Here is a 22,150-nt window from a genome sequence, read left to right on the forward strand (position 1 = left end):
CGTTCGTCGGACCCTGCGGCCCCAGCCTTCGGACAGCGCACCCTTGCGGGGTGGTGTTAAAATGAACAGCCGGCCAAGGGCGCAAGCCCGGCCGGTCGCAGGTATATGGCAAATCGGGGCGCCCGAGTCAACGCGGATGCGGCGGAGGCCTCATCTTCTTCGCGCAAATATCCGCGGGATCGTCGTATACGGCGATGGGGCGCAAAGCCCCCAATCGACGCCTCAGCCCTCGGCACGCTCGGCCAGGTCGAGCCATTCCTCTTCCACCGCCGCCAGCGCCGCCTGCCGCTCGGCCAAGCCTTCCGAGGCCTTGGCGAACTTGGCAGGCGCGGTCTGGAACAGGTCCGGCTGGGCCAGGAACTCGGACAGCTTCGCGATCTCGGCCTCCAGCCGCTCCATGATCGCGGGCAGCGAGTCCAGCCGATGCTTCTCGGTGAAGCTGAGCCCGTTCCGGGGCAGTGCCTCTGCCTTGACGGTTTCAGCCTTGGCGGGTCGGGCAGGGGCAGGGGCCGCCTCTGGGTCATCCTCGCCGCGTTGGGCGCGATAGTCGCTCCAGCCGCCGGCGTAGATCACGGCGCGGCCGTCGCCCTCCATCGCCACGGTGGTATCCGCCACGCGGTCAATGAAGTCGCGGTCGTGGCTGACCAGCAGCACGGTGCCGTCATACTCGCCGAGGATGTCCTGCAGCAGGTCCAGTGTCTCGATGTCGAGGTCGTTGGTCGGCTCGTCCAGCACCAGCAGGTTCGAGGGCCGCGCCATGATCCGCGCCAAGAGCAGCCGCGCCTTCTCACCGCCCGACAGGCTGCCGACGGGAGCCCGCGCCTGTGCGTCGTCGAACAGGAAGTCCTTGAGATAGGCCACGACATGCTTCGGCTGCCCGCGTACCATCACCTGGTCGGACCGCCCGGAAACCCGCATGGCCGAGTCGTTGGTCAGCGCCTCCCACAGGGTCGCGCTGTCGTCGATGGACGCCCGCGCCTGGTCGAAGACGGCAATCTCCAGATTGGTGCCATGCGTCACCGTGCCGGTATCGGGCGCGATCTCGCCCGTCAGCATCTTGATCAGCGTGGTCTTGCCCGCGCCGTTCGGACCGACGAAGGCCACGCGGTCGCCCCGCAGCACCCGCAGGTCGAAGGGGCGCAGGATCACCCGGTCGCCGAAGGTCTTGGAGATCCCCTTGGCCTCGATCACCCGCTTGCCCGACTGGGTCCCAGATTCCAGCGCCATCGCGGCCGTGCCCTGCCGCCGGATCTGCGCCGCGCGTTCCGCCCGCATCGCCTGCAGCGCGCGGACCCGGCCCATGTTGCGCTTGCGCCGGGCGCTGATGCCTTCCACGGCCCAGCGCGCCTCGGCCTTGATCTTGCGGTCGAGCTTGTGGCGGGCCTCGTCCTCGGCGGCCCAGGTTTCCTCGCGCCATTCCTCGAAGGCGTCGAAGCCGCGTTCCTGCCGGCGCACCTCGCCCCGGTCGATCCACAGGGTCGCCCGCGTCAGCCGCCGCAGAAAGGCGCGGTCGTGAGAGATCAGGACGAAGGCCGCCCGCGTCTCGGACAGCTGCTGTTCCAGCCAGCCGATCGCTTCGATATCGAGGTGGTTGGTCGGCTCGTCCAGCAGCATGAGTTCCGGCGCCTCGGCCAGCAGCCGCGCCAGCGCCGCCCGACGGCGCTCGCCGCCCGAAGCAGTGGCGACGAGGCGATGCGGGTCGAACTTGAGCCCCTCGGCCGCCATCTCGACGCGGTATTCCTCGCCCGGACCCAGCCCGGCCGCTGCGAATTCGCCCAGCGTCGCGAAGGCAGAGAGGTCCGGGTCCTGCTCCATGTAGCCGACGGTGGTGCCGGTGGGGACGATCACCTCGCCCCGGTCGGGCTCGACCAGCCCGGCCATGACCTTCATCAGCGTGGACTTGCCCGAGCCGTTGCGCCCGACCAGAGCCACCCGGTCGCCGGGCTGGACGGTCAGGGACAGCCCGTCGAACACGGGGTTGCCACCGAAGGTGAGCGATATGTCGGTGAGTTGCAGAAGGGGTGCGCGCGCCATGTCCGGGCGACTATCCGTGTGCCGTCAGCCCGTCAACCAAGCGCGGTCAGCAGCCGCGAGGCCAGCCCGTGCAACTCGTCGCGGTAGCCCGTGCGCCCCGAGGGCTGATCGGGGTCCGAGGTCATCGCGATCGCCACCGCAGGCCGCCCTCGAACAGCAGGCGCGACATAGATCATCTGCCCGCCGTAGCCCCAGCCATAGTTGACCGGCCGCCCGGCCATCCGCGCCAGAAACCAGCCGTAGCCATAGCCCGAGCCCGTGAACATCGACTGCGTCCTCGGCCGCCAGCTTTCCGCGATCCAGCGCGGCGGGATCACGCCCGCGCCGCCTTCCGCATAAGCCGCGCCGAAGGCCAGCAGCGAACGCGTGCTCATCGCCATCTGGTTCCCGCCCAGATAGATGCCCTGAGGGTCCCGCTCCCATCCGCCGATCTCGAAGCCGGGCAGGTCCAGCCACTCGCGCGCCAAGGCCAGCGTGGAGCGCCCCGAAGCCCGCGTCAGCATGGCCGAGACAAGATGGCTCGACGCGGTGGAATAGAGCATCCGTCCGCCCGGTTCCGTCACGAAGGGCGCCGCCAGCGCCGCGCGGACCCAGTTCCGACTGCTGACCCATGCGCCGTAGTTCCGGCCCGACTGCCGTTCCAGCCCCGCCTGCATGGACAGGAGGTTACCCAGAGTCAGACGGAACAGCCTCGGGTCGGGGCTTGTCGGAAAATCGTCGCGCAGAACGTCCGCCACGGGCTGGTCTGCGCCCTTCAGCACGCCGCGCTCGATGGCGATGCCGGCCAGCGCCGAGACGATCGACTTCGAGGCCGACTTGATGTTGGTCGGACGGTCCGGGGTGAAGCCGTGATAACCCTGCGCCGCCACCTCGCTGCCGTCCCGCCAAATGGCGATGGCGCGCAGCTGGTCATGCGTGCTGGCGGCGTCGAGGACTGGCGCGACCGTCTCCTGCGCCTCGCCGCGGATAGGCAGCGCAAGGGCGGGGGCGGCAAGGCCGAGGGCAAGCAGGCTGCGGCGGGACAATGTCATGCAGGCGATGTCGGGTGCGTCCGGCCCTCGCACAAGTTTCGCTCGCGTCACGGTGAAGCGATGGCCCGGCGCGGGCCTCCGGCTGGACAAGCGCTCCCGCGCCTCGGTAAACCCGACAGGCGTCCCCGCGCATGGGGACACCATCGCAGGCGGGAATACATGGCAGGGCTGGACAGCACGGCGGATCACTTGCAGGACCCCGCCGCCGAGATCGAGGCGCTGCGGGCGCGCGTGGCCGAGGCCGACCTCGCCTATCACCGCGATGACGCGCCGATCATCTCGGATGCCGAGTACGATGCGCTCAAGCGCCGCCTCGCCGCGCTGGAAGCCGAGAACCCCGAGCTTGCCGCCCCCGACAGCCCGACCCAGACCGTCGGCGCTACTCCGTCCGAGCGCTTCGCCAAGGTCCGCCACGCCCAGCGCATGATGTCGCTGGGCAACGCCTTCTCGCGCGAGGAGGTGGCCGAGTTCGCAGCCCGCGTCCGCAGCTTCCTGAACCTGCCCGCCGCCGCGCCCGTGCCGATGACCGCCGAGCCCAAGATCGACGGCCTCTCGCTGTCCCTGCGCTACGAGGACGGCCAACTGGTGCAGGCCGCGACCCGCGGCGACGGCACCGTGGGCGAGAACGTCACGGCCAACGCCCGCACCATCGCCGATATCCCCCAAACCCTGACCGGCGCCCCCGAGGTGCTTGAGGTGCGGGGCGAGGTCTACATGACCCATGCCGATTTCGCACGCCTGAACGAAAGCGGCGCCGACCGCACCTTCGCCAACCCCCGGAACGCGGCGGCGGGCTCCCTGCGCCAGCTTGACCCGTCCGTTACCGCCCGCCGTCCGCTGCGGTTCTTCGCCTATGGCTGGGGCGAGGTCAGCGCGCCTCTGGCCCCCACCCAGTCCGGCGCCATCGCCCGGCTGGAGGAACTGGGCTTCCAGACCACGAATCCGCGCCTCTGCCACAGCGTCGATGAGCTGATAGCCGTCTGGTCCGACCTGGAACAGCGCCGCGCCACGCTGGGCTTCGACATCGACGGCGTCGTCTACAAGGTCGACGAAATCGCATTGCAGGATCGCTTGGGCTTCCGCGCCACCACGCCGCGCTGGGCGCTGGCCCACAAATTCCCGGCCGAGATCGCCTGGACCCGCCTCGACCGCATCGAGATCCAGGTCGGCCGCACCGGCGCGCTGTCCCCCGTCGCTCGCCTGACGCCCGTCACGGTCGGCGGCGTCGTCGTCTCGAACGCGACCCTGCACAACGAGGACTACATCGCCGGCCACGATTCCCGCGGCCAGCCCATCCGCGAGGGGCGCGACATCCGCGAAGGCGACTGGGTGCAGGTCTATCGCGCGGGCGACGTGATCCCCAAGATCGCCGACGTGGACCTGTCGCGCCGCGACAACCCGGAACCCTACGTCTTCCCCACGACCTGCCCCGAATGCGGTAGCGAGGCGATCCGCGAGCCGGGCGACTCTGTCCGCCGCTGCTCGGGCGGCTTGGGTTGCCCCGCGCAGGCCATCGAGCGGCTGCGCCACTTCGTGTCCCGCGCCGCCTTCGACATCGAGGGCTTGGGCGCCAAGCAGGTCGAGGCATTCTTCGCCGACGCGACCCTGCCGATCCGAGAGCCCGCCGACATCTTCACCCTCGCCAGCCGCGACGCGAAGGGGCTCGCGCGGCTGAAGAACCGCGAGGGCTGGGGCGAGCGGTCCGCCGAGAACCTGTTCCGCGCCATCGAGGAGCGGCAGACGATCCCGCTCGCGCGCCTGATCTATGCGCTCGGCATCCGCCATGTGGGCGAGGTCGCCGCGGCAACGCTCGCCCGCCACTATGGCACGTGGGAGGCGCTGGTCGCGGCCTTGGATGCTGCCGCCCCCGCCGCCTCGCGCCACCGCGCCGCCGACGAGGCGGTCGCCGCCGAACGCGCAGCCGCTGCTACGCAGGGGCGCCGCGCCTCCGTGTCGGCCGTGCGCGCTGCTGTCTGGGCTGCCAACCCACCCGTGCCGCCCGACTCCCGCGCCGCGTGGGACGACCTGACCGGCATCGAAGGGATCGGGGCCGTTCTGGCCGAGTCGCTGACTGCCAGCTTCGCCCAGCTCGCTGAACGCGCCGTGATCGACCGTCTGGTCGCCCACCTGACCATCGAGCCCGCAACCCCCGTGGCAAAGGCCGACAGCGCCATTGCCGGGCTGACCATCGTCTTCACCGGCACGCTGGAGAAGATGACCCGCGCAGAAGCCAAGGCGCGGGCCGAGGCGCTGGGCGCCAAGGTCGCGGGCTCCGTCTCTGCGCGCACAGACCTGCTGGTGGCGGGGCCGGGCGCGGGATCGAAGGCGGCGAAGGCGGCCGAACTGGGCATCCGCGTGATCGACGAGGACCAATGGCTGGCGATCGCCCGGGGCTGAACGGGTCCAGGCCGCCGGACGACATTGGCCAACGCAGCGGCGCCGAACCTCCGCAGGCCGAGCGCGACGTGGGCAAGGCGCAAGGAGGGGCAGGGCAGGACGACCTGTTCGTGCGCCCCGCCACGACGCGCTCGGCCGCCGATCCGAACACGGGACCTGCCGCGCCGCGCAACCCGGCGTCTGCCGATCCTTCGCGTCCTTCCGCGCCGAAGGGCCGCCCCCCGGTCCTGTTCCCCCTCTTCGCGGGCGTCGAGACACTGCCCGGTGTCGGCCCCAAGGCCGCCGAGGCCTTCGCCGCGCTGAACGTCACCCGCCCGCGCGACCTGCTGTTCCACCTGCCCGTCGCAGGCATCGCCCGCCGTACGGTTGCCTGCCTCGCGGACCTGCGCCCGCCCGAGATCGCGACCGTCACCGTGCGCGTCCTGCGCCACCACCAGCCCGCAAGCCGGGGTCGCCCGTGGCGGGTGATCTGCGCGGACGACTCGGGCGACCTCGCGCTGGTCTTCTTCCACGCCCGCGCACCCTGGATCGAATCGCAGCTTCCCATCGGCGCTACCCGTGTCGTCTCAGGCAAGGTCGAGCTGTTCGACGGCCTTGCGCAGATGGTCCACCCCGACCACATCCTGTCGCCCTCGGATCCCCCGCCCTCGGGCTTCGAGCCGGTCTATCCGCTGGCAGGCACGCTGACGCAGCGCGTGGTCGCCCGCGCTGTCGCTGCCGCCATCGACCGTGCCCCGCCCTTGCCGGAATGGATCGAGCCCTCGGTCCGCGCCGCGCGCGGCTGGCCCGACTGGTCTGCAGCAGTCCGGGCTGCGCATGATCCCAAGGGCATGGACGACCTCTCGCCCCTGTCCCCCGCACGCGCGCGGCTGGCCTATGACGAACTGCTCGCCCACCAGATGACGCTGGCGCTGGTCCGCCGCGACCGCCGCCGCACGGCGGGGCGCGTTACGCAAGCCCAAGGACGCCTGCAAGCGCGCGTCCTGAAGGCGCTGCCCTGGCCGCCCACCGGAGCGCAGACCCGCGCCGTGGCCGAGATCACCGCCGACATGGCAAGCCCCCAGCGCATGAACCGCCTGCTGCAGGGCGACGTGGGCTCGGGCAAGACACTGGTCGCGGCGCTCGCGCTGTTCGCAGCCGTCGAGGCGGGCGGGCAGGGCGTGCTGATGGCACCGACCGAGATCCTCGCCCGCCAGCACCTCGCTGCCCTGGCGCCGTTGGCCGAGGCTGCGGGCGTCCGCATCGCGCTGCTCACGGGCCGCGACAAGGGCGAGGCGCGGGAAACCGTGCTGGGTGACCTTGCCGCGGGCCGCATCGGCGTGCTGGTCGGAACCCATGCCGTCTTCCAGCCCGGCGTCACTTTCCACGATCTGCGGCTGGCGGTGATCGACGAACAGCACCGCTTCGGCGTGGCCCAGCGGCTGGAGCTTGCGTCCAAGGGCCTGCGTCCGGACATGCTGGTGATGACAGCAACCCCGATCCCGCGCAGCCTCGCGCTGGCGCAATACGGCGACATGGACCTGTCGGTTCTGGATGAGAAGCCGCCGGGCCGCAAGCCGGTGGTCACGACCGTTCTCCCGGACACTCGCATCGAGGAAGTCGCGGCCCGCCTTCAGACCGCGATGGACCGTGGCGCGCGCGCTTACTGGGTCTGCCCGCTGGTCGAGGAAAGCGAGATCGTGGACCTGACCGCCGCCGAGGACCGCTTCCAGATGCTGCGAGCGCGCTTTGGCGACCGGGTGCGTCTGGTCCACGGCCAGATGCCGCCTGAAGCGCGCGACGTGGCGATGGCCGACTTCGCGGCGGGGCGCGCGCAACTGCTGGTCGCCACGACCGTGATCGAGGTCGGCGTCAACGTCCCCGAGGCCACGATCATGGTGATTGAGCGGGCCGAAAGCTTCGGCCTCGCGCAGTTGCACCAGCTGCGCGGCCGGGTGGGTCGGGGCGAGGGCGCGTCGAGCTGCCTGCTGCTCTACCACGAGCCGCTCTCCGAAACCGCGCGCCGCCGATTGCAGATCCTGCGTGAAACCGAGGACGGCTTCCGCATTGCCGAGGAAGACCTTGCGATGCGCGGCGCAGGCGACGTGATCGGCACGGCCCAGTCCGGCCTGCCGCGCTTCCGCGTCGCGGATCTCGAACGCCAGGCCGAACTCCTGGCCACCGCGCGCCAGGACGCCCGCCTGCTGCTGGATCAGGACCCCGAGCTTTCGGGCGAGCGCGGCCAGGCCATCCGCCTGCTCCTGTGGCTGATGGAACAGGACCGCGCGATCGGGCTGATGGCGGCGGGATAAGGGTCCTTGGCCTCTGCAGGCAGAGGGTGCCGCTTGGGTCTGGCTAAGAGCATCTGACAAAACCTTCTGATCTGGTTGAGGCAGATGAGGGCGCAGCCGAGGATCACGAAAGCCTCGTGGATGTCGGCACATCGCTCGTAACGGATGGCGAGGCGGCGAAAGCGGTTGAGCCGTGCCAGCGTTCGCTAGACGACCCAGCGGCGTCGGCCCCGCCTCTCGCTGCTGTCCATGCCTCGCCGGCAATGCGGGGCTTGATGGCACGCTTCCGGCATTCGATCCAGCGGCGGCGGTGGTCTTAGGCTTTGTCAGCATGAAGCTTGTCGGTCGCTTGCGGGGACGGCTGCGGCCGTGGCGCACGCTTGGCACGGCGTCGAGGGTCGGCGTCAGCATCTGGCTGTCGTGCCGGTTGGCCGGGCTCAGCCGCACCCCGAAGGTGCCCTGCCGATCGACCACAAGGTGGCGCTTCGTGCCCGGTTTGGTTTGCGATCCGCCGGGTTCGGGCCTGTTATGCCACCCACCCTTTTCGTGGCAACGGCGGCGCTGTCAAGGGAGGTCCGGCTCTAGTCCAGGTGCCCGGCCTTCGACAACTGCTCGAGCAGCACGCGATGGAGCTTGGCCTAAACGCCCACTGCCTGCCAGCCATGCAGCCTGCGCCAGTAGGTCATGCCTGAGCAGCCAAACTCGCCCGGGCCACATCTCCCGGGGAATGCCGGATCGCAGAACGAAGATGATGCCGGCTAAGGCCAGAGGTCAGCGCATCAAGGTAGGCAACCCTTGGGCTTCGGCCGCTCCCCTGGCAGGACGGGCGCAATCGCCTCCCACAGGTCATCGGATACAAGGAGCCTGCTCACGGCCTGTCAACGCATGAGCAGCGGTTTTGTCAGGTGCTCCAAGAACCTACATGGCGAGATGCAACCGGGACTCAGCTAACTGTGCCGGCGAGCAGCAGGCAAAGGCAGCTTTCCGCGTCTTGTGGCCATGCGCTTTCGGCCCGACCCGTCTGGGACAAGGTGAGCTTGCCCAACAGGCCTCGCGCGAGGTAGTTCCAGCAATCCACTCATGGTTGGGCACCATTGCTTAGCGGGGCAAAGGCAACGCCGCGTGAGGCTGTTCAGACGGAAACGGACAAGCGCGTCCGTTTCCGTCTGAACAGGACCGATCTGGGGCTTGAGCAGCATTGCGACCAAGGCAGCAGGTGCCAATGCCTTTGTCAGGCCACGAGAAGTTGGTCGCCCTCGCCAGGGCTGCATGAGCTCGCCAGTCGCCTGCGAAGGAATGCAGCCTCGTGACAAGCCAAAGGAGAGCGCCGCGTGATCCTTGCCGCCGTCCGGCTTGGTGAATGCGGGCTGTAAACCGGTCCTTCGGCTGCCCCGAGCCCGGGCATGCACGTGCAGCACCGTCCTTCCTGCCCGAGGAAGGCCGAGGGCACCTGACAATCTGATCAGAGAGGCACATGCCGAAAGGCGCAGCGGACTGCCTTCCGTGGCCGTGAGGTGAAGGAGAGCAAGCAACAAGCCCACTGATGTTCACTAAAAGTTCTTTACAGACTCGCTCCAAAATGAGAACAAAGCGTTAACATCAATGGAGGCTTCCTATGAAACGCATGTTTGATCTGCCTGATGTTCTTGCCGACATGATCGGGGCAGCAGCCATTTCGGTCGCAATTATCGCCGTGTTGTGGCTACCCGCTCTGGCCTGATTGCTCCCGGGGTCGTCCTTCAGAACACCGCTTTTGATACGGTTCTGTGCCTTTATGAATCGGGTAGGGGAGCAATGCAGGGGCATCAAGGCGCACAGGGAAGCGCACTGCGAACATCTGAAAAGGTAGAACTTGCCGAACTGGAACAGTGAGTCCTAAAGGTGAGATCTGTTCAATCCATGAAGCGTGGCAGCGCCAAGCAGGGACTGTTCGTTAGATGGAGCACTCGGCAGCTTTCCAGGCATGCGAGCGAAAGATGCCGTCACGCCGGTAGGAAAGGCTTGGGCGAAGGACGACTGCGCCCTTTGCCATGATGTGCACGTAGGTGCAGCTTGCAGCACGTCAGTCTGCCAGCAGATGCAGGGGTAGTCGGATGAGCACTTGGACAAGGCAAGAGCCCGTGGTTCACGCACTTGGGCACTATGCTGTCAGATCGGCATGCGGCTCGCAGCAGTGAGCCGGACCCTTGTTCTTCTGACAAGGATGCTTGCCACCTGTCGCCCCGCTGACGGGTAGTCAGATCAACGGCAAAGGGCCTTAGTAGCTGCGGATCAGCCCGACCAGACGCCCCTGGATGCGAACCTTGTCCTCAGGCAGGACGCGCGTCTCGTAAGCCGAGTTCGCGGCCTCAAGCGCGATCATGCCGCCCCGGCGGCGGTAGCGCTTCAGCGTCGCTTCGGCCCCCTCGACCAGCGCCACGATGATGTCGCCGTTCTCGGCCGTGTCTTGTTCGCGGATCACCACCACGTCGCCGTCGTTGATCCCCGCCTCGATCATCGAGTCGCCCTTGACCTCGAGCGCATAGTGATGCTCGCGCCCCGACAGCATCGAGCCGGGCACCCCGATGTGGTGCGACACTTCGGAGATCGCCTCGATCGGCACGCCCGCAGCGATGCGACCCATCACCGGAAGCTCGACCGCCGGGCTGTCCACGATCGGCATCGCGCCACGCGGACGCGGTGCGGGCAGGGGACGGTCGTTCGAGATCACCCGAGGCCTGAAGGCCCCTTCCTCGCCCTCGCCCCGCATCAACGCGTCGGGCAGGCGCAGGATTTCCAGGGCACGCGCGCGATGGGGCAGGCGGCGGATGAAGCCGCGTTCCTCGAGGGCCGTCACCAGCCGGTGAATTCCCGACTTCGAGCGCAGGTCCAGCGCCATCTTCATCTCGTCGAAGGACGGCGGAACGCCATCTCGGGCCATGCGGGCCTGGATGAATTCCAGCAACTGGATCTGCTTCTTGGTCAGCACGGCGTGTCGTCCCCTCGAATGACGGGCCTAGTTCATTGATTGTTCTAGACACGTTCACCTTTCAGGTCAACGACTAACCTGATTCGGGTGAAGATTCGGTTAACGGCTCAGGGGAATGTAGCATACTCGGCTGCCGATCTCGCGCGCGGGATCGCCCGCGGGGCGGACCAGCAGGGCGTCGGCCTCGGCCATCAGCTTCAGCCGGGCGGAGTCCTGGTCCTCGAAAGGCTCGACCACCGTTCCACGCTCGTCCTCGCCTAGCCGCGCGCGCAGGTAATGCTGCCGGTCGCCTTCGGGCGGAAGGCTGCGGCCCAGAATGCCGTGCCCCAGGGGCGCCGCCGCCTCGGCCTGTCCCTGCATCCGCCGGATCAGCGGCTGCATGAACAGCACCGCCGTCACGATGGCCGAGACAGGATTGCCGGGCAGTCCCAGTATGGCCGAGTCCCCGAGCCGCCCCGCCATCAGCGGCTTGCCCGGACGCATGGCGATGCGGTGGAAGGCGCGATCCATCCCCAGCCCTGCGGCGACACGGCCGATCAGGTCGTGGTCGCCGACCGAGGCTCCGCCGATCGTCACGACCAGATCCGCGCCCCGGGCTTCGTCAAAGGCGGCGCGCAGGCTTTCCTCGCTGTCGCGAGCGAGCGGCAGGATATGCGCTTCGGCCCCCGCGGCGCGCGCCAAGGCTGCCACGGCGATGTCGTTCGAGCTGATGATCTGGCCGGGCCCCGGAACCTCGCCCGGACGCACCAGTTCGTCCCCGCCTGCCAGCACGGCCACGCGCGGCGCCCGTGCCACGGTCACGCGCGGCACGTTCATCGCCGCCAGCAACGCGAGATCGACGGCCGAGAGCTTGCGCCCGGCCGGCACCGCCTCGCCTTCGGCGAAGTCGTTGCCGCGAGGCCGGATGTGGGTGCGCCCGACCTTTCCTGTCACCGTGACGCTGTTGCCGTCGCGGGCGGTGTCCTCCTGCATCACGACGCGGTCGGCGCCTGCGGGCACCGGGGCGCCGGTGAAGATGCGCAGCGCCTCGCCCGGGCCGAGGGTTCCCGGCCAGGGGCGGCCCGCAGCAGCTTCTCCCACGATGCGCAGGGGTCCGGGCAGGTCCGCACTGCGAAGCGCATAGCCGTCCATCGCCGCCGCGTCGAAGGGCGGCTGCGTGAGCGTGGACAGCGCGTCCCGCATCAGAACCCGGCCCAGCGCATCATGGATGTCCACGTCCTCGGCGCGGGGTGGGTGCGCGAGGCCGAGGACCATCTGCAGCGCCTGATCGACGGACAGAAGGCTCATGGCGCGGCCTCGAAGGTGCCGGACTTGCCGCCGGTCTTCTTCAGCAGGCGCACGCCTTCGATCCGCATGTCCTTCTGCGCGGCCTTGAGCATGTCGTAGACGGTCAGCGCGGCGACTGTGGCGGCTGTCAGCGCCTCCATCTCGACGCCCGTCCGGCCGGTGGTGCGGGCGGTTGCCGTGATGCGGATGCCGGGCAGGGCCGGATCGACCACCAGGTCCAGCGCCACCTTGTCCAGCGGCAGAGGGTGGCAGAGCGGGATCAGGTCCGCCGTCCGCTTGGCCCCCATGATTCCGGCCAACCGCGCCACGCCCAGCGCGTCGCCCTTGGCCGCGCCACCCTGGGCCAGCGCCAGCGTCTCGGGGGACATGAGCACCAGTGCCTCGGCCACGGCTTCGCGCGCGGTGGGCTCCTTGCCGGACACATCCACCATATGCGCCTGACCGGCGGCGTCGAAATGGGTCAGCGTCATACGGCCCCCAGGATCTGACGGGTGGCGGCGGTGACATCCGCCTGCCGCATCAGGCTTTCGCCGATCAGGAAGCGGCGCACGCCTGCCTTCATCATCCGGCCGAGGTCGTCGGCGGTGAACAGCCCGCTTTCGCAGACAACGTCCCGGCCCGCCGGAATGCGCGGTGCGAGCTTCAGCGTCGTCTCAAGATCGACGTCGAAGGTCTTGAGGTTGCGGTTGTTGATCCCGATCAGCGGCGATTTCAGACGCAGGGCGCGGTCGAGTTCATCCGCGTCATGCACCTCGAGCAGCGCGTCCATGCCCCAGTGGAGCGCCGCGTCCTCAAGCTCGGCGGCTAGAGTGTCGTCCACCGAGGCCATGATGATCAGGATGCAGTCGGCCCCCCAGGCGCGGGCCTCGGCGACCTGATAGGGGTCGTGCAGGAAGTCCTTGCGCAGCACCGGCAACTCGCAGGCCTCGCGCGCCGCCATCAGGAACTCGGGCGCGCCTTGGAAGGAGGGCGCATCGGTCAGCACCGACAGGCAGGCCGCGCCGCCCTGTTGATAGGCGCGGGCCAGCGCAGGCGGGTCGAAGTCGGGCCGGATCAGGCCCTTCGAAGGGCTGGCCTTCTTGATCTCGGCGATCAGTGCGGGACCGGTGGCGGCTTTGTCGGTCAGGGCGCGGGCGAAGCCCCGGACGGGCGGGGCGCTGCGCGCCGTGGTCTCGACGTCCGAAAGGGGACGGGCGGCCTTGGCGGCGGCGATTTCCTCGAGCTTGTAGCTCTTGATGCGTTCCAGAATGTCCATGCGGGCAGTTAGCCCCTGACAGGCCGTGGAGGCAACGGGCCAACCTCAAGGCCCGGGCGAATGGACGTTCTCTTTGCTTGATTATCTGCGGTGGTGCGAGGGCGCGAGACCCCACGCTGCGGCTCAGGCCGTTTCGCCTGACCAGTCGATCGGGGGCTCGCCCCGTTCCTCCAGCCAGCCATTCACCCGGCTGAAGGGGCGCGAGCCGAAGAACCCCCGCTTGGCCGAAAGGGGCGAGGGATGGGCGCTTTGCACCACAAGGTCCTCGGGCCGGGGCAGTCCTTCGGCGACCTTCGCCGCATGGGCGCCCCAGAGGACGAAGGCCAGCGGGTGGTGGCGCTGCGCTTCGGCGATGGCTTGGCGGGCCAGCCGCTCCCACCCCCAACGGGCGTGCGCGCCGGCCTGGCCGGGCTCGACCGACAGCGCGGTGTTCAGCAGCAGTACGCCCTGCCGCGCCCAGGGGGTCAGGTCGCCAGAAGAGGGGCGCGCGCCGGTGTCGGCCTGGAGTTCCTTGAAGATGTTGGCCAGGGATCGCGGCAGCGGCACGCTGGGGTTGACCGAGAAGGCGAGTCCGTTGGCATGGCCCGGCGTCGGATAGGGGTCCTGGCCCAGGATCACGACGCGCACCTCGGGCGGTGCCAGCGCTTCGAGCGCGGCGAAGACCCGCTGAGGCCCGGGCAGCCAGTCGCGGTCCCGCAGGCGGTCGCGGATGGCGGGCCAGGCTTCGGCGAAGAAGGGCAGACGCGCCCAGGCTTGCGGAGGGACCGGGTCCGTCACGGCCGGAGCCTCCGCCGGGGAGAGTTGGGGACAGAAGAGGACATGCGCTTACGCCGGAGGTGCGCCGGTGATGGCGGCCAGGCGCGCCAAGCGTTCCCTGGCCTTGCCCGAGTCGATCGACTCGCGCGCGATCTCGACACCCTCGCGCAGGTCGGCGGCGCGGCCCGCCACCACCAGAGCGCCCGCCGCGTTCAGCAGGACGGCGTCGCGATAGGCCCCCGCCGCTCCGTCCAGCAGCGCGCGCAGGGCGGCGGCGTTCTGGGCAGGCTCGCCGCCCACGATCTCGTCGAAGGGGTGGACCGGCAGGCCCGCGTCCTCGGGCGAGACCTCGAACTCGGTCACCTCGCCGTCCTTCAGCTGCGCCACGCGGCTGGGCTCGGCGATGGACAACTCGTCCGTGCCGTCGCCGCCGTGGACCAGCCAGGCCGAGGTGGACCCGAGTTCCCGCAGCGTTTCCGCCATGGGACGCAGCCAGTCGGCGGAATAGGCGCCGGTCAGTTGTGCCCTGACGCCTGCCGGGTTCGTCATCGGTCCCAGCAGGTTGAAGATCGTGCGCGTCCCCAGTTCATGCCGGGCCGGGCCGACGTGGCGCATCGCCGGGTGGTAGGTCGGCGCCATCATGAAGCAGATGCCGCAGTCGTCCAGCGAGCGCTGCGCCAGCGCCGGTCCGCCCATCACGTCCAGCCCCAGATGCGTCAGCGCGTCGGCCGAGCCCGATTTCGACGACAGGTTGCGGTTGCCGTGCTTGGCGACCGGCACGCCCGCGCCTGCCACCACGAAGGCCGTCGCGGTCGAGATGTTCAGCGTGCCCTTGCCGTCGCCCCCGGTGCCGACGATGTCGATGGCCCCGTCCGGCGCGGTGATGCGGTTCATGCGGGCGCGCATGGCGCGGACGGCGGCGGCGATCTCGTCCACCGTCTCGCCGCGCACGCGCATCGCCATCAAGAGCCCGCCGATCTGCGCGGGCGTGGCCTTGCCATCAAACAGCGCGCCAAAGGCGGCCTCGGCCTCCTCGCCGGTGAGGGGGCGGGCGGCGGCCACGCCGATCAGCGGGCGGATGTCGGTGGCCGCGCTCATGCCGCCACCCCCGCCGCGTTCGAGCAGCGGCGCAGGAAGTTGCCGATCATTTCGTGCCCATGTTCCGAGCGGATGCTTTCCGGATGGAACTGCACGCCCTCGATGGGCAGGCTGCGATGCGCCAGTCCCATGATCGTCCCGTCGGCGGCGGTCGCCGTGACACGCAGGCTGTCGGGCAGGCTCTCGGGTTCAACCGTCAGCGAATGATAGCGGGTGGCGCGCAGGGGCGAGGGCAGGCCCGCGAAGACGCCGGTGCCGTCATGCGCGATCTCGTCGGTCTTGCCGTGGACGATGCGGGTTGCGCGGACGACGCGGCCGCCAAAGGCCTCGCCGATCGCCTGGTGGCCCAGGCACACGCCCATCAGCGGCACGCCCGCCTCGGCCGCGGCGCGGATCAGGGGCACGATGATCCCCGCCTGCGCCGGCGCGCAGGGGCCGGGCGACACGAGGATGCCGGCCGGGCGGCGGGCCAGTGCCTCGTCCACCGTCAGGGCGTCGTTGCGGATGACCTCGACCTCGGCCCCGGCCTCGCCCAGGTAATGGACGAGGTTCCAGGTGAAGCTGTCGTAGTTGTCGATCATCAGGATCGAAGGCCGGACGCCCGGGGACGGCGGAAGATGGGGCCGGACAATAGCCGTGGGGGTCATCGGCGCCTCGCAGGAAAAGGGGGCAGGAACGGGATCGCCGGCCGGCGCCGGAAGGGGCTGGCCCGCCGGCGGCGGTAGGCTATAGATGCTCCCAAGCCGCGCGGAGGGTCAAGCCCGCCGGGCGTGCCGCACGGTCACGAGGCCGCGCAACAGGACCACAGGGCAAGGCAGAGGGCAGGGCGATGGCGGGTTTCTGGACCGGGCTGGTTCACGGCACGCTGGTATGCGGCGCGACGCTGGCCGTGCTGTCGCTGGCCTTTCCCCGCAGTGGGGAGGAGCAGGACGCGACTGTGCCACAGGGGCAGGCCTCCGCGCCCCAGCCAAGGGAACAGGCGTCTTTGCCTGCGGCGCAACCGCAGGCCCCGGCACCGGAGGCCGCTCTGACGCCCGCACCGTCATCTGCAGTTACAGCGGCGGTGCCCTCGCGTGGTCCGGCGCTGGACGGGGCCGCTGCTGGCCCGGAAGTGGACGACGCTCCTGCCGCTGCCGAGACTGAGCGCCCCGCGCTGCAACCGCTGCCCGATCCCATCGGCTCGGATTTCCGCCGGGGCTCGGATGACCCGCCACGCGCCCCGGCCGCCTCTCCCGCGCCCCCGCCGGGCGAGGCCCCGCGCAGCCTTGCCGCCGGGCCGGAGCCCGCGCCCGCGCCTGCCGCGATCCCCGCCGAGAACCCGCGCGTGCTGGTCGCGCCCGCCGCCCCCGCCGGGATCGGCCTTCCCGCCGAGCCCGAGCCGCTCGACCGGCCGCAGATGGAAACGCCCGTGACGCCCGCCCAGCCTGGCCGCGTCGCCGATGCCGCGCAGGATGCGCTGCCCCGGCCCAGCCGGCCCGAGCCGGTGGCGGCCATGGAGGCTGCGCCCGTGCTTGGTGGCGCCGATGCCGGGGCGGACGAGGCCACGCGCACTGAAGAGCCGGCCCCCGAAACGGCCCTTGCCGCACAGGATCAGGAGCCCGCAGCCGATGCCCCCCGCGACGCGGTCAGCACGGTGACGGCGGACCCGCAGCGCCCCGAGGCGCCGGAAGCGCCATCTGACCTTGCGGCCTTCACGCAGCCCGACAGCGCAGCCGCAACCGCGCCCCTTAACACCGAGGCGCCGCAACAGCCCTCCGGCCCCTCCGAGGACCGCTCGGCCGCGATTGACAGCCTCCAGCGCCGGGATGACGCGTCCGCCGCGAACCGCCCCGCCGCAACCGAAGCCCGCGTTTCGGCTGCCACGCCTTCCGCGAACCGCGCGCCCCGGCCCGCGCCCGACCTTTCGATTCCGCAGGCCTTCGTCGCGCCCGGCGCCTCGCGCATGGCCCCTGCCTTGCCCCAGCCCGCCGGCGGGACCCCGCCCGCACCCGACCTGTCCGACCTGAAACCCGGAGCTTCCCGCTGATGCTGCCCCTGAACCCCGACCTCGCCGCTACCTTCCGTCCCCCGGTGATGGAGGCGCGGCGATGGCTGCAGGGGCTTGCGCCCGACCCGCAGCGCCCGCTGATCAACGTCAGCCAGGCCGCGCCCATCGATCCGCCGCCCGAAGGGCTGCGCCGCGCCATCGCCGAGGCCGCGCTGACCCAGGCCGAGGCACATCTGTATGGTCCTGTCCTGGGCAACGGCGAGCTGCGCGAGGCAGTCGCCGTCGAATGGAACCGTGCTTACGGCGCGGGCCTGACGGCCGGCAACGTCGCCATCACCCAAGGCTGCAACCAGGCCTTCTGCGCGGCCATTGCCTCGGTCGCGCGGGCTGGGGACGAGGTCATCATCCCTGTGCCGTGGTACTTCAATCACAAGATGTGGCTGGACATGCAGGGCATCCGGGCGGTGCCGCTGTCCTGCGGGCCGGGGATGGTGCCCGACCCGCAGGCTGCAGCCGCGCTTGTCACGCCGCGCACCCGCGCGCTGGTGCTGGTCAGCCCCAACAACCCTTCGGGCGCGGAATATCCGGCCGAGGTGGTGCGCGGCTTCTTCGACATCGCCCGCGCGCGCGGCCTGGCCCTGATCCTCGACGAAACCTACCGCGACTTCGATTCGCGGGAGGGCGCGCCGCATGACCTGTTTGCCGACCCCGAGTGGGGCGACACGCTGATCCAGCTTTATTCCTTTTCCAAGGCCTATCGCCTGACGGGGCACCGGGTCGGCGCGCTTGTCGCCGGGGCCGAGCGGCAGGCAGAGGTGGAGAAGGTGCTGGACACGCTGGCCATCTGCGCCTCGCAACTCGGGCAGATCGGCGCCTTGTGGGGGATGCGGAACCTGGGGGACTGGCTTGCGGGCGAACGCGCCGAGATCCTGCGCCGCCGCGATGCAATGGCCCGCGCGATGGCCGGGCTGGACGGCTGGCGGCTGAAGGGTTGCGGCGCCTATTTCGCCTGGGCCGAACATCCCTTCGCAGAAAGCTCGGCCACGCTGGCGCCGAGGCTCGTGCGCGAGGCGGGCGTCCTTCTGCTGCCGGGCACCATGTTCATGCCCGAGGGCGACACGGACGGTCCGCGCCATGTCCGCATCGCTTTTGCCAACGTGGACGGGGGCGGCATCGCCTCGCTGGCGGACCGGCTGGCCGCCTTTCGGGGGTAAGGCCCGCTGCGGCCTTGCCGGATGGCAGGCCCGGCCCTAAACACGCCGGGCCGAGACTGCACCAGACAAAGGAACAGCAGATGACCAGCTTGCGGACCAAGGGCAAATCCACGGTGGTCTGGCTGCTGATGGGGATGCTGCTCCTGGGCCTGGGCGGCTTCGGGATCACCAATTTCTCCGGCACCGGCACGGCCTCGATCGGCGCCGTCGGCGACACCGAGATCAGCGCCGACGACTACCTGCGCGGCATCCGCTCCGAGATCCAAGGCTTTGCCGCGCAGACCGGCCAGAATCTGACCCCCGAGCAGGCCCGCACCTTCGGGATCCCCCAGACCGTGCAGGCGCGCCTGTTCACTGCCGCCGCGCTGGAGGAGGAAGCCCGCCGCATCGGCCTGTCCGTGGGCGACGAAACCGTGCTGCGCGACCTGACGGCGGCCCCCGGCTTCCAGACCACGGGGGGCCAGTTCGACCCCGCCCGCTACCAGGATGTGCTGCGCCAGGAAGGCCTGCGCCCGGCCGAGTTCGAGGAGGACGTCCGCATGGACGCTGCTCGCCTGATCCTGCAGCGCGCCGTGATCGGCGGCGTGACCGCGCCCCCGACGTTGCTCGAGAGCACTGCCGCCTGGATTCTCGAAAAACGCGACTTTTCCTGGGACGAGCTGACCGCCGAGGACTTGGCTGCCCCCGTCACCGCCCCGGACGACGAGACGCTGACGGCCTGGCACAAGGCCAACGCCGACCGCTTCACCGCGCCCGAGGTGCGGCGCATCACCTATGCCTGGCTGACGCCCGAGATGCTGGAAGCGTCCGTCGAACTGGACGAAACCGCGCTGCGTAACCTGTATCAGGAGCGCATCGCCGAGTTCCAGCAGCCCGAGCGCCGCATGGTGGAGAGGCTAGTTTATGAAAGCGAGGAGGCTGCCGCCGCCGCCAAGGCCCGGCTCGACGCGGGGCAGGCGACGTTCGAGCAGCTTGCCGCCGAGCGCGGGCTGACGCTGTCCGATATCGACCTAGGCGAGGTGTCCGAGGCCGAGCTGGGCGCAGCGGGCGCCGCCGTCTTCGCGCTGGACCAGCCCGGCGTCGTGGGTCCGGTGCAGACCAATCTCGGACCCGCGCTGATCTCGATGAACGCGATCCTCGAACCCGTGAACATCCCCTTCGAGCAGGCCGTCGTGGACCTGCGCGCCGAGGCCGCCGCCGACCGCGCCCGCCGCGTGATCGAGGAACAGGCCGCCGACCTTGAGGACCGCATCGCGGGCGGCGCCACGCTGGAGGAACTGGCCGAGGCCACCGACATGGAGCTGGGCAGCATCGAGTTCTCGGCCGAGACGCCGTCCGAGGGCATCGCCGCCTACCAGGCCTTCCGTGAACGCGCCCGCGCCGTGACGCCCACCGACTTCCCGCAGGTCTTCCAGCTCGACGATGGCGGGGTCTTCGCCCTGCGGCTGGACGAGGTCGTGGCCCCCGCGCTGATCCCCTTCGAGGAGGTCCGCGACGAGGTGCTGGCCGACTGGACCGCCGCCGAGACCCGGCGCGAGCTGAAGGCCCGCGCCGAGGACCGCAAGCTGCTGGTGGAATCCGCCGCGAACGGCGATCTTCCCGCCCCCGCCGAGGGCACCGAGCCCGCGCCCGCCACGACCTTCCAGGCCGCGACGGACGTCGAGCGCGACACCGGCATCGAAGGTGTGCCGCAGGCCGTCGTCGCCCAGGGCTTCCGCCTGGCCGAGCCGGGCGAGGTCGCCGTGGTCGAGGCCGAGGGTCGCGTCTTCATGATCCGGCTGGACCACATCACGTCCGCCGACCTGACCACCGAGGAAGCCGCGCCGGTCATGACCGGCGTGACCCAGCGCCTGACGGACTCGCTGCAATCCGACCTGTTCCAGGCCTATGCCCGCGCGCTTCAGGCCAGGCACGGGATCACGCTGAACGACGGGGCGCTGGCCGCCGCCGACGCGCGGATCCAGTGATGGAGCTGACGCCCGACTTCGCGGCCTTCGAGCGCGCCTGGGCCGAGGGCCGCAACCAGCTTGTAACCATCCGGCTGGCCGCCGATCTCGATACGCCCGTCAGTCTGATGCTGAAGCTGGCCGAGGCTGCGCCCTTGTCCTTCATGCTGGAAAGCGTGACCGGGGGCGAAGTGCGGGGCCGCTATTCCATTGTCGGCATGAAGCCCGACCTGATCTGGGAATGCCGGGGCACGCGGGCCCGCATCAACCGGCAGGCGCGTTATTCCGACACCTTCGAGGACGACCCGCGCCCGCCGCTGGAATCCCTGCGCGCGCTGATCGCGGAAAGCCGCATCGAGATGCCCGAAGGGGTGCCAGCCAGCGGCGCGGGGCTGTTCGGCTATCTCGGTTACGACATGATCCGGCTGGTCGAGCATCTGCCGCATGTGAACCCCGATCCCATCGGCGTGCCCGACGCCATGCTGCTGCGCCCTTCGGTCGTGGCCGTGCTGGACGGGGTGAAGGGCGAGGTGCTGCTTTGCGCCCCCGCCTGGCACGACGCGGGCGTCCCCGCGCGCGCGGCCTATGCCCAGGCCGCCGAGCGGGTGATGGAGGCGCTGCGTTCGCTCGACCGCCAGCCGGCCGAGCCCCGCGCGCTGGGCGACACCGGCACCATCGGCGAGCCCCGGTCGAACTTCACCCGCGACGGCTATGTCGCGGCGGTGGAAAGGGCCAAGGATTACATCCGTGCGGGCGACATCTTCCAATGCGTGCCCTCGCAGCGCTGGGCCATCGACTTCCCGCTGCCGCCCTTTGCGCTCTACCGCAGCCTGCGGCGGACGAATCCTTCTCCCTTCATGTTCTTCCTGAACATGGGCGGCTTCCAGATCGTGGGCGCCAGCCCCGAGATCCTCGTCCGCGTCCGCGATGGCGAGGTGACGATCCGACCCATCGCGGGCACCCGGCCGCGCGGCGCGACTCCCGACGAGGACCGCGCCAACGAGGCGAGCCTGCTGGCCGACGAAAAGGAACTGGCCGAGCACCTGATGCTGCTGGACCTCGGCCGCAACGACGTGGGCCGGGTGGCCAAACTCGGCACCGTGCGCCCGACCGAGGAGTTCATCATCGAGCGCTATTCCCACGTCATGCACATCGTCTCGAACGTAGTGGGAGAACTGCGCGAGGACGAGGACGCCCTTTCCGCGCTGCTGGCGGGTCTGCCCGCGGGCACCGTCAGCGGCGCCCCCAAGGTCCGCGCGATGGAGATCATAGACGAGCTGGAGCCCGAGAAGCGCGGCATCTACGGCGGCGCTATCGGCTATTTCGCGGCTAACGGCGAGATGGACATGTGCATCGCCCTGCGGACCGGCGTGGTCAAGGACGGCACGCTTTACGTCCAATCGGGCGGCGGCGTCGTCTATGACAGCGACCCCGAAGCCGAGTTCATGGAATGCGTCCACAAGTCGCGCGCCATGGTCCGCGCGGCCGAGGGCGCGGGCCGCTTCGTTCGCGGGAACGGATAGCGCGGCGCTGGGTCGAGGCACCGGACCGGGGGCTGGCCCCCATCATCGTATACGACGATCTCGGTATATTTGCGCAAAGAAGAACGGGGCTGCTCTCTGGAGAGCAGGCCATGCGTGGCAAACGGTAGACGCGCTGCGCCGGGATTCGGCGCAGCGGCAATGCTGATCTGCGCTTCCGCCCTGACGATCAGCCTGCGCGGGCGGTTCGGGTCGCGCTGATCTTCGGGGAGGGCGCCGCCTCCTCCTGCTCGCGGCGGATGCGCTGGGCCTCCTCGACCCGCATCCGCGCCTTCATCAGGCCAGCCTCCTCCTCGTCGGTGTCCAGCGCCAGTTCGTAGCGGCGGATTTCCTTGGCCATGCTTTCCTCCCTGCATGGTGGATCAG

16 protein-coding genes and 1 pseudogene are annotated in these 22,150 nt (G+C 70.0%); 6 read left to right on the top strand and 11 right to left on the bottom strand.

Annotated features, from left to right (window positions below; all coding sequences use genetic code 11):
• Positions 1–222: 222 nt before the first annotated feature.
• Positions 223–2,034 carry an ABC-F family ATP-binding cassette domain-containing protein gene (locus BLQ03_RS10935; protein WP_090755904.1) on the bottom strand — a complete coding sequence of 604 codons (1,812 nt, stop codon included), beginning with the start codon at positions 2,032–2,034 and terminating at the stop codon, positions 223–225.
• A gap of 32 nt (positions 2,035–2,066) precedes the next feature.
• Positions 2,067–3,065: a serine hydrolase domain-containing protein gene (locus BLQ03_RS10940; RefSeq protein WP_175558844.1), complete on the bottom strand. Its 999-nt coding sequence runs from the start codon at positions 3,063–3,065 to the stop codon at positions 2,067–2,069.
• A 159-nt stretch (positions 3,066–3,224) separates the two neighbouring features.
• On the opposite strand from BLQ03_RS10940, the gene ligA reads away from it, so the two are divergent.
• Both ligA and recG read left to right on the top strand, forming a co-directional pair.
• On the top strand, positions 3,225–5,462 hold the full coding sequence (gene ligA / locus BLQ03_RS10945) for an NAD-dependent DNA ligase LigA (RefSeq protein ID WP_090755909.1): 2,238 nt from the start codon (positions 3,225–3,227) through the stop codon (positions 5,460–5,462).
• The gene (recG, locus tag BLQ03_RS10950; RefSeq protein WP_090755911.1) at positions 5,438–7,753 is read left to right on the top strand and encodes an ATP-dependent DNA helicase RecG; all 2,316 of its coding nucleotides are present in this window, start codon (positions 5,438–5,440) and stop codon (positions 7,751–7,753) included. The genes ligA and recG overlap by 25 nt, the downstream gene beginning before the upstream one ends.
• A 56-nt stretch (positions 7,754–7,809) precedes the next feature.
• Here the strand turns inward: recG and BLQ03_RS10955 are convergent.
• The 8 genes and pseudogenes from BLQ03_RS10955 to BLQ03_RS10990 all read right to left on the bottom strand — a co-directional run.
• A pseudogene (locus BLQ03_RS10955) lies at positions 7,810–8,604 on the bottom strand (IS5 family transposase); the annotation flags it as partial.
• Positions 8,605–9,989: 1,385 nt separating this feature from the next.
• Complete coding sequence (gene lexA / locus BLQ03_RS10960) at positions 9,990–10,700, bottom strand: transcriptional repressor LexA (RefSeq protein ID WP_090755914.1); 711 nt, start codon at positions 10,698–10,700, stop codon at positions 9,990–9,992.
• A 99-nt stretch (positions 10,701–10,799) separates the two neighbouring features.
• On the bottom strand, positions 10,800–11,987 hold the full coding sequence (locus BLQ03_RS10965; protein WP_090755917.1) for a molybdopterin molybdotransferase MoeA: 1,188 nt from the start codon (positions 11,985–11,987) through the stop codon (positions 10,800–10,802).
• A complete protein-coding gene (moaC, locus tag BLQ03_RS10970) occupies positions 11,984–12,457 on the bottom strand; it encodes a cyclic pyranopterin monophosphate synthase MoaC (RefSeq protein ID WP_090755920.1) in 474 nt (157 codons plus the stop codon). The genes BLQ03_RS10965 and moaC overlap by 4 nt, the downstream gene beginning before the upstream one ends.
• Complete coding sequence (gene trpC, locus BLQ03_RS10975; protein ID WP_090755923.1) at positions 12,454–13,242, bottom strand: indole-3-glycerol phosphate synthase TrpC; 789 nt, start codon at positions 13,240–13,242, stop codon at positions 12,454–12,456. The genes moaC and trpC overlap by 4 nt, the downstream gene beginning before the upstream one ends.
• A gap of 123 nt (positions 13,243–13,365) precedes the next feature.
• On the bottom strand, positions 13,366–14,019 hold the full coding sequence (locus BLQ03_RS10980; RefSeq protein WP_090755926.1) for a uracil-DNA glycosylase: 654 nt from the start codon (positions 14,017–14,019) through the stop codon (positions 13,366–13,368).
• 48 nt (positions 14,020–14,067) lie between these two features.
• Positions 14,068–15,096, bottom strand: a complete 1,029-nt coding sequence (gene trpD / locus BLQ03_RS10985; RefSeq protein ID WP_090755928.1) for an anthranilate phosphoribosyltransferase — start codon at positions 15,094–15,096, stop codon at positions 14,068–14,070.
• The gene (locus BLQ03_RS10990) at positions 15,093–15,743 is read right to left on the bottom strand and encodes an anthranilate synthase component II (RefSeq protein WP_090755931.1); all 651 of its coding nucleotides are present in this window, start codon (positions 15,741–15,743) and stop codon (positions 15,093–15,095) included. The genes trpD and BLQ03_RS10990 overlap by 4 nt, the downstream gene beginning before the upstream one ends.
• A 182-nt stretch (positions 15,744–15,925) precedes the next feature.
• On the opposite strand from BLQ03_RS10990, the gene BLQ03_RS10995 reads away from it, so the two are divergent.
• From BLQ03_RS10995 to trpE, 4 genes are all read left to right on the top strand, one after another.
• Positions 15,926–17,122, top strand: coding sequence for a hypothetical protein (locus BLQ03_RS10995; RefSeq protein ID WP_139166701.1), 1,197 nt, complete (start codon positions 15,926–15,928; stop codon positions 17,120–17,122).
• Positions 17,119–18,297 (top strand): aminotransferase, encoded by a 1,179-nt coding sequence (locus tag BLQ03_RS11000; protein WP_175558850.1) that lies wholly within the window; start codon positions 17,119–17,121, stop codon positions 18,295–18,297. The genes BLQ03_RS10995 and BLQ03_RS11000 overlap by 4 nt, the downstream gene beginning before the upstream one ends.
• Positions 18,298–18,377: 80 nt before the next feature.
• Positions 18,378–20,264: a peptidylprolyl isomerase gene (locus tag BLQ03_RS11005; RefSeq protein WP_245688843.1), complete on the top strand. Its 1,887-nt coding sequence runs from the start codon at positions 18,378–18,380 to the stop codon at positions 20,262–20,264.
• A complete protein-coding gene (gene trpE / locus BLQ03_RS11010; protein WP_090755940.1) occupies positions 20,264–21,766 on the top strand; it encodes an anthranilate synthase component I in 1,503 nt (500 codons plus the stop codon). Before BLQ03_RS11005 ends, trpE begins: the two co-directional genes overlap by 1 nt.
• 187 nt (positions 21,767–21,953) lie before the next feature.
• Here the strand turns inward: trpE and BLQ03_RS18330 are convergent, their stop codons facing one another.
• Entirely contained in the window at positions 21,954–22,124 is a 171-nt protein-coding gene (locus tag BLQ03_RS18330) for a hypothetical protein (RefSeq protein WP_175558845.1), read from the bottom strand.
• Positions 22,125–22,150: the final 26 nt, after the last annotated feature.

The sequence above is a fragment of the Paracoccus chinensis genome, from assembly GCF_900102885.1.
In the GTDB taxonomy this organism is placed as follows: Bacteria; Pseudomonadota; Alphaproteobacteria; order Rhodobacterales; family Rhodobacteraceae; genus Paracoccus; species Paracoccus chinensis.

Excerpts from the sequence above, each read along its gene's own strand:
- ligA (WP_090755909.1), top strand. The coding sequence starts at position 3,225 with ATGGCAGGGCTGGACAGCACGGCGGATCACTTGCAGGACCCCGCCGCC.
- moaC (WP_090755920.1), bottom strand. The coding sequence starts at position 12,457 with ATGACGCTGACCCATTTCGACGCCGCCGGTCAGGCGCATATGGTGGAT.
- BLQ03_RS18330 (WP_175558845.1), bottom strand. The coding sequence starts at position 22,124 with ATGGCCAAGGAAATCCGCCGCTACGAACTGGCGCTGGACACCGACGAG.
- BLQ03_RS11005 (WP_245688843.1), top strand. The coding sequence starts at position 18,378 with ATGACCAGCTTGCGGACCAAGGGCAAATCCACGGTGGTCTGGCTGCTG.
- BLQ03_RS10995 (WP_139166701.1), top strand. The coding sequence starts at position 15,926 with ATGGCGGGTTTCTGGACCGGGCTGGTTCACGGCACGCTGGTATGCGGC.
- trpC (WP_090755923.1), bottom strand. The coding sequence starts at position 13,242 with ATGGACATTCTGGAACGCATCAAGAGCTACAAGCTCGAGGAAATCGCC.
- trpE (WP_090755940.1), top strand. The coding sequence starts at position 20,264 with ATGGAGCTGACGCCCGACTTCGCGGCCTTCGAGCGCGCCTGGGCCGAG.
- BLQ03_RS10940 (WP_175558844.1), bottom strand. The coding sequence starts at position 3,065 with ATGACATTGTCCCGCCGCAGCCTGCTTGCCCTCGGCCTTGCCGCCCCC.
- BLQ03_RS10935 (WP_090755904.1), bottom strand. The coding sequence starts at position 2,034 with ATGGCGCGCGCACCCCTTCTGCAACTCACCGACATATCGCTCACCTTC.
- BLQ03_RS10965 (WP_090755917.1), bottom strand. The coding sequence starts at position 11,987 with ATGAGCCTTCTGTCCGTCGATCAGGCGCTGCAGATGGTCCTCGGCCTC.
- BLQ03_RS10990 (WP_090755931.1), bottom strand. The coding sequence starts at position 15,743 with ATGACCCCCACGGCTATTGTCCGGCCCCATCTTCCGCCGTCCCCGGGC.
- recG (WP_090755911.1), top strand. The coding sequence starts at position 5,438 with ATGGCTGGCGATCGCCCGGGGCTGAACGGGTCCAGGCCGCCGGACGAC.
- trpD (WP_090755928.1), bottom strand. The coding sequence starts at position 15,096 with ATGAGCGCGGCCACCGACATCCGCCCGCTGATCGGCGTGGCCGCCGCC.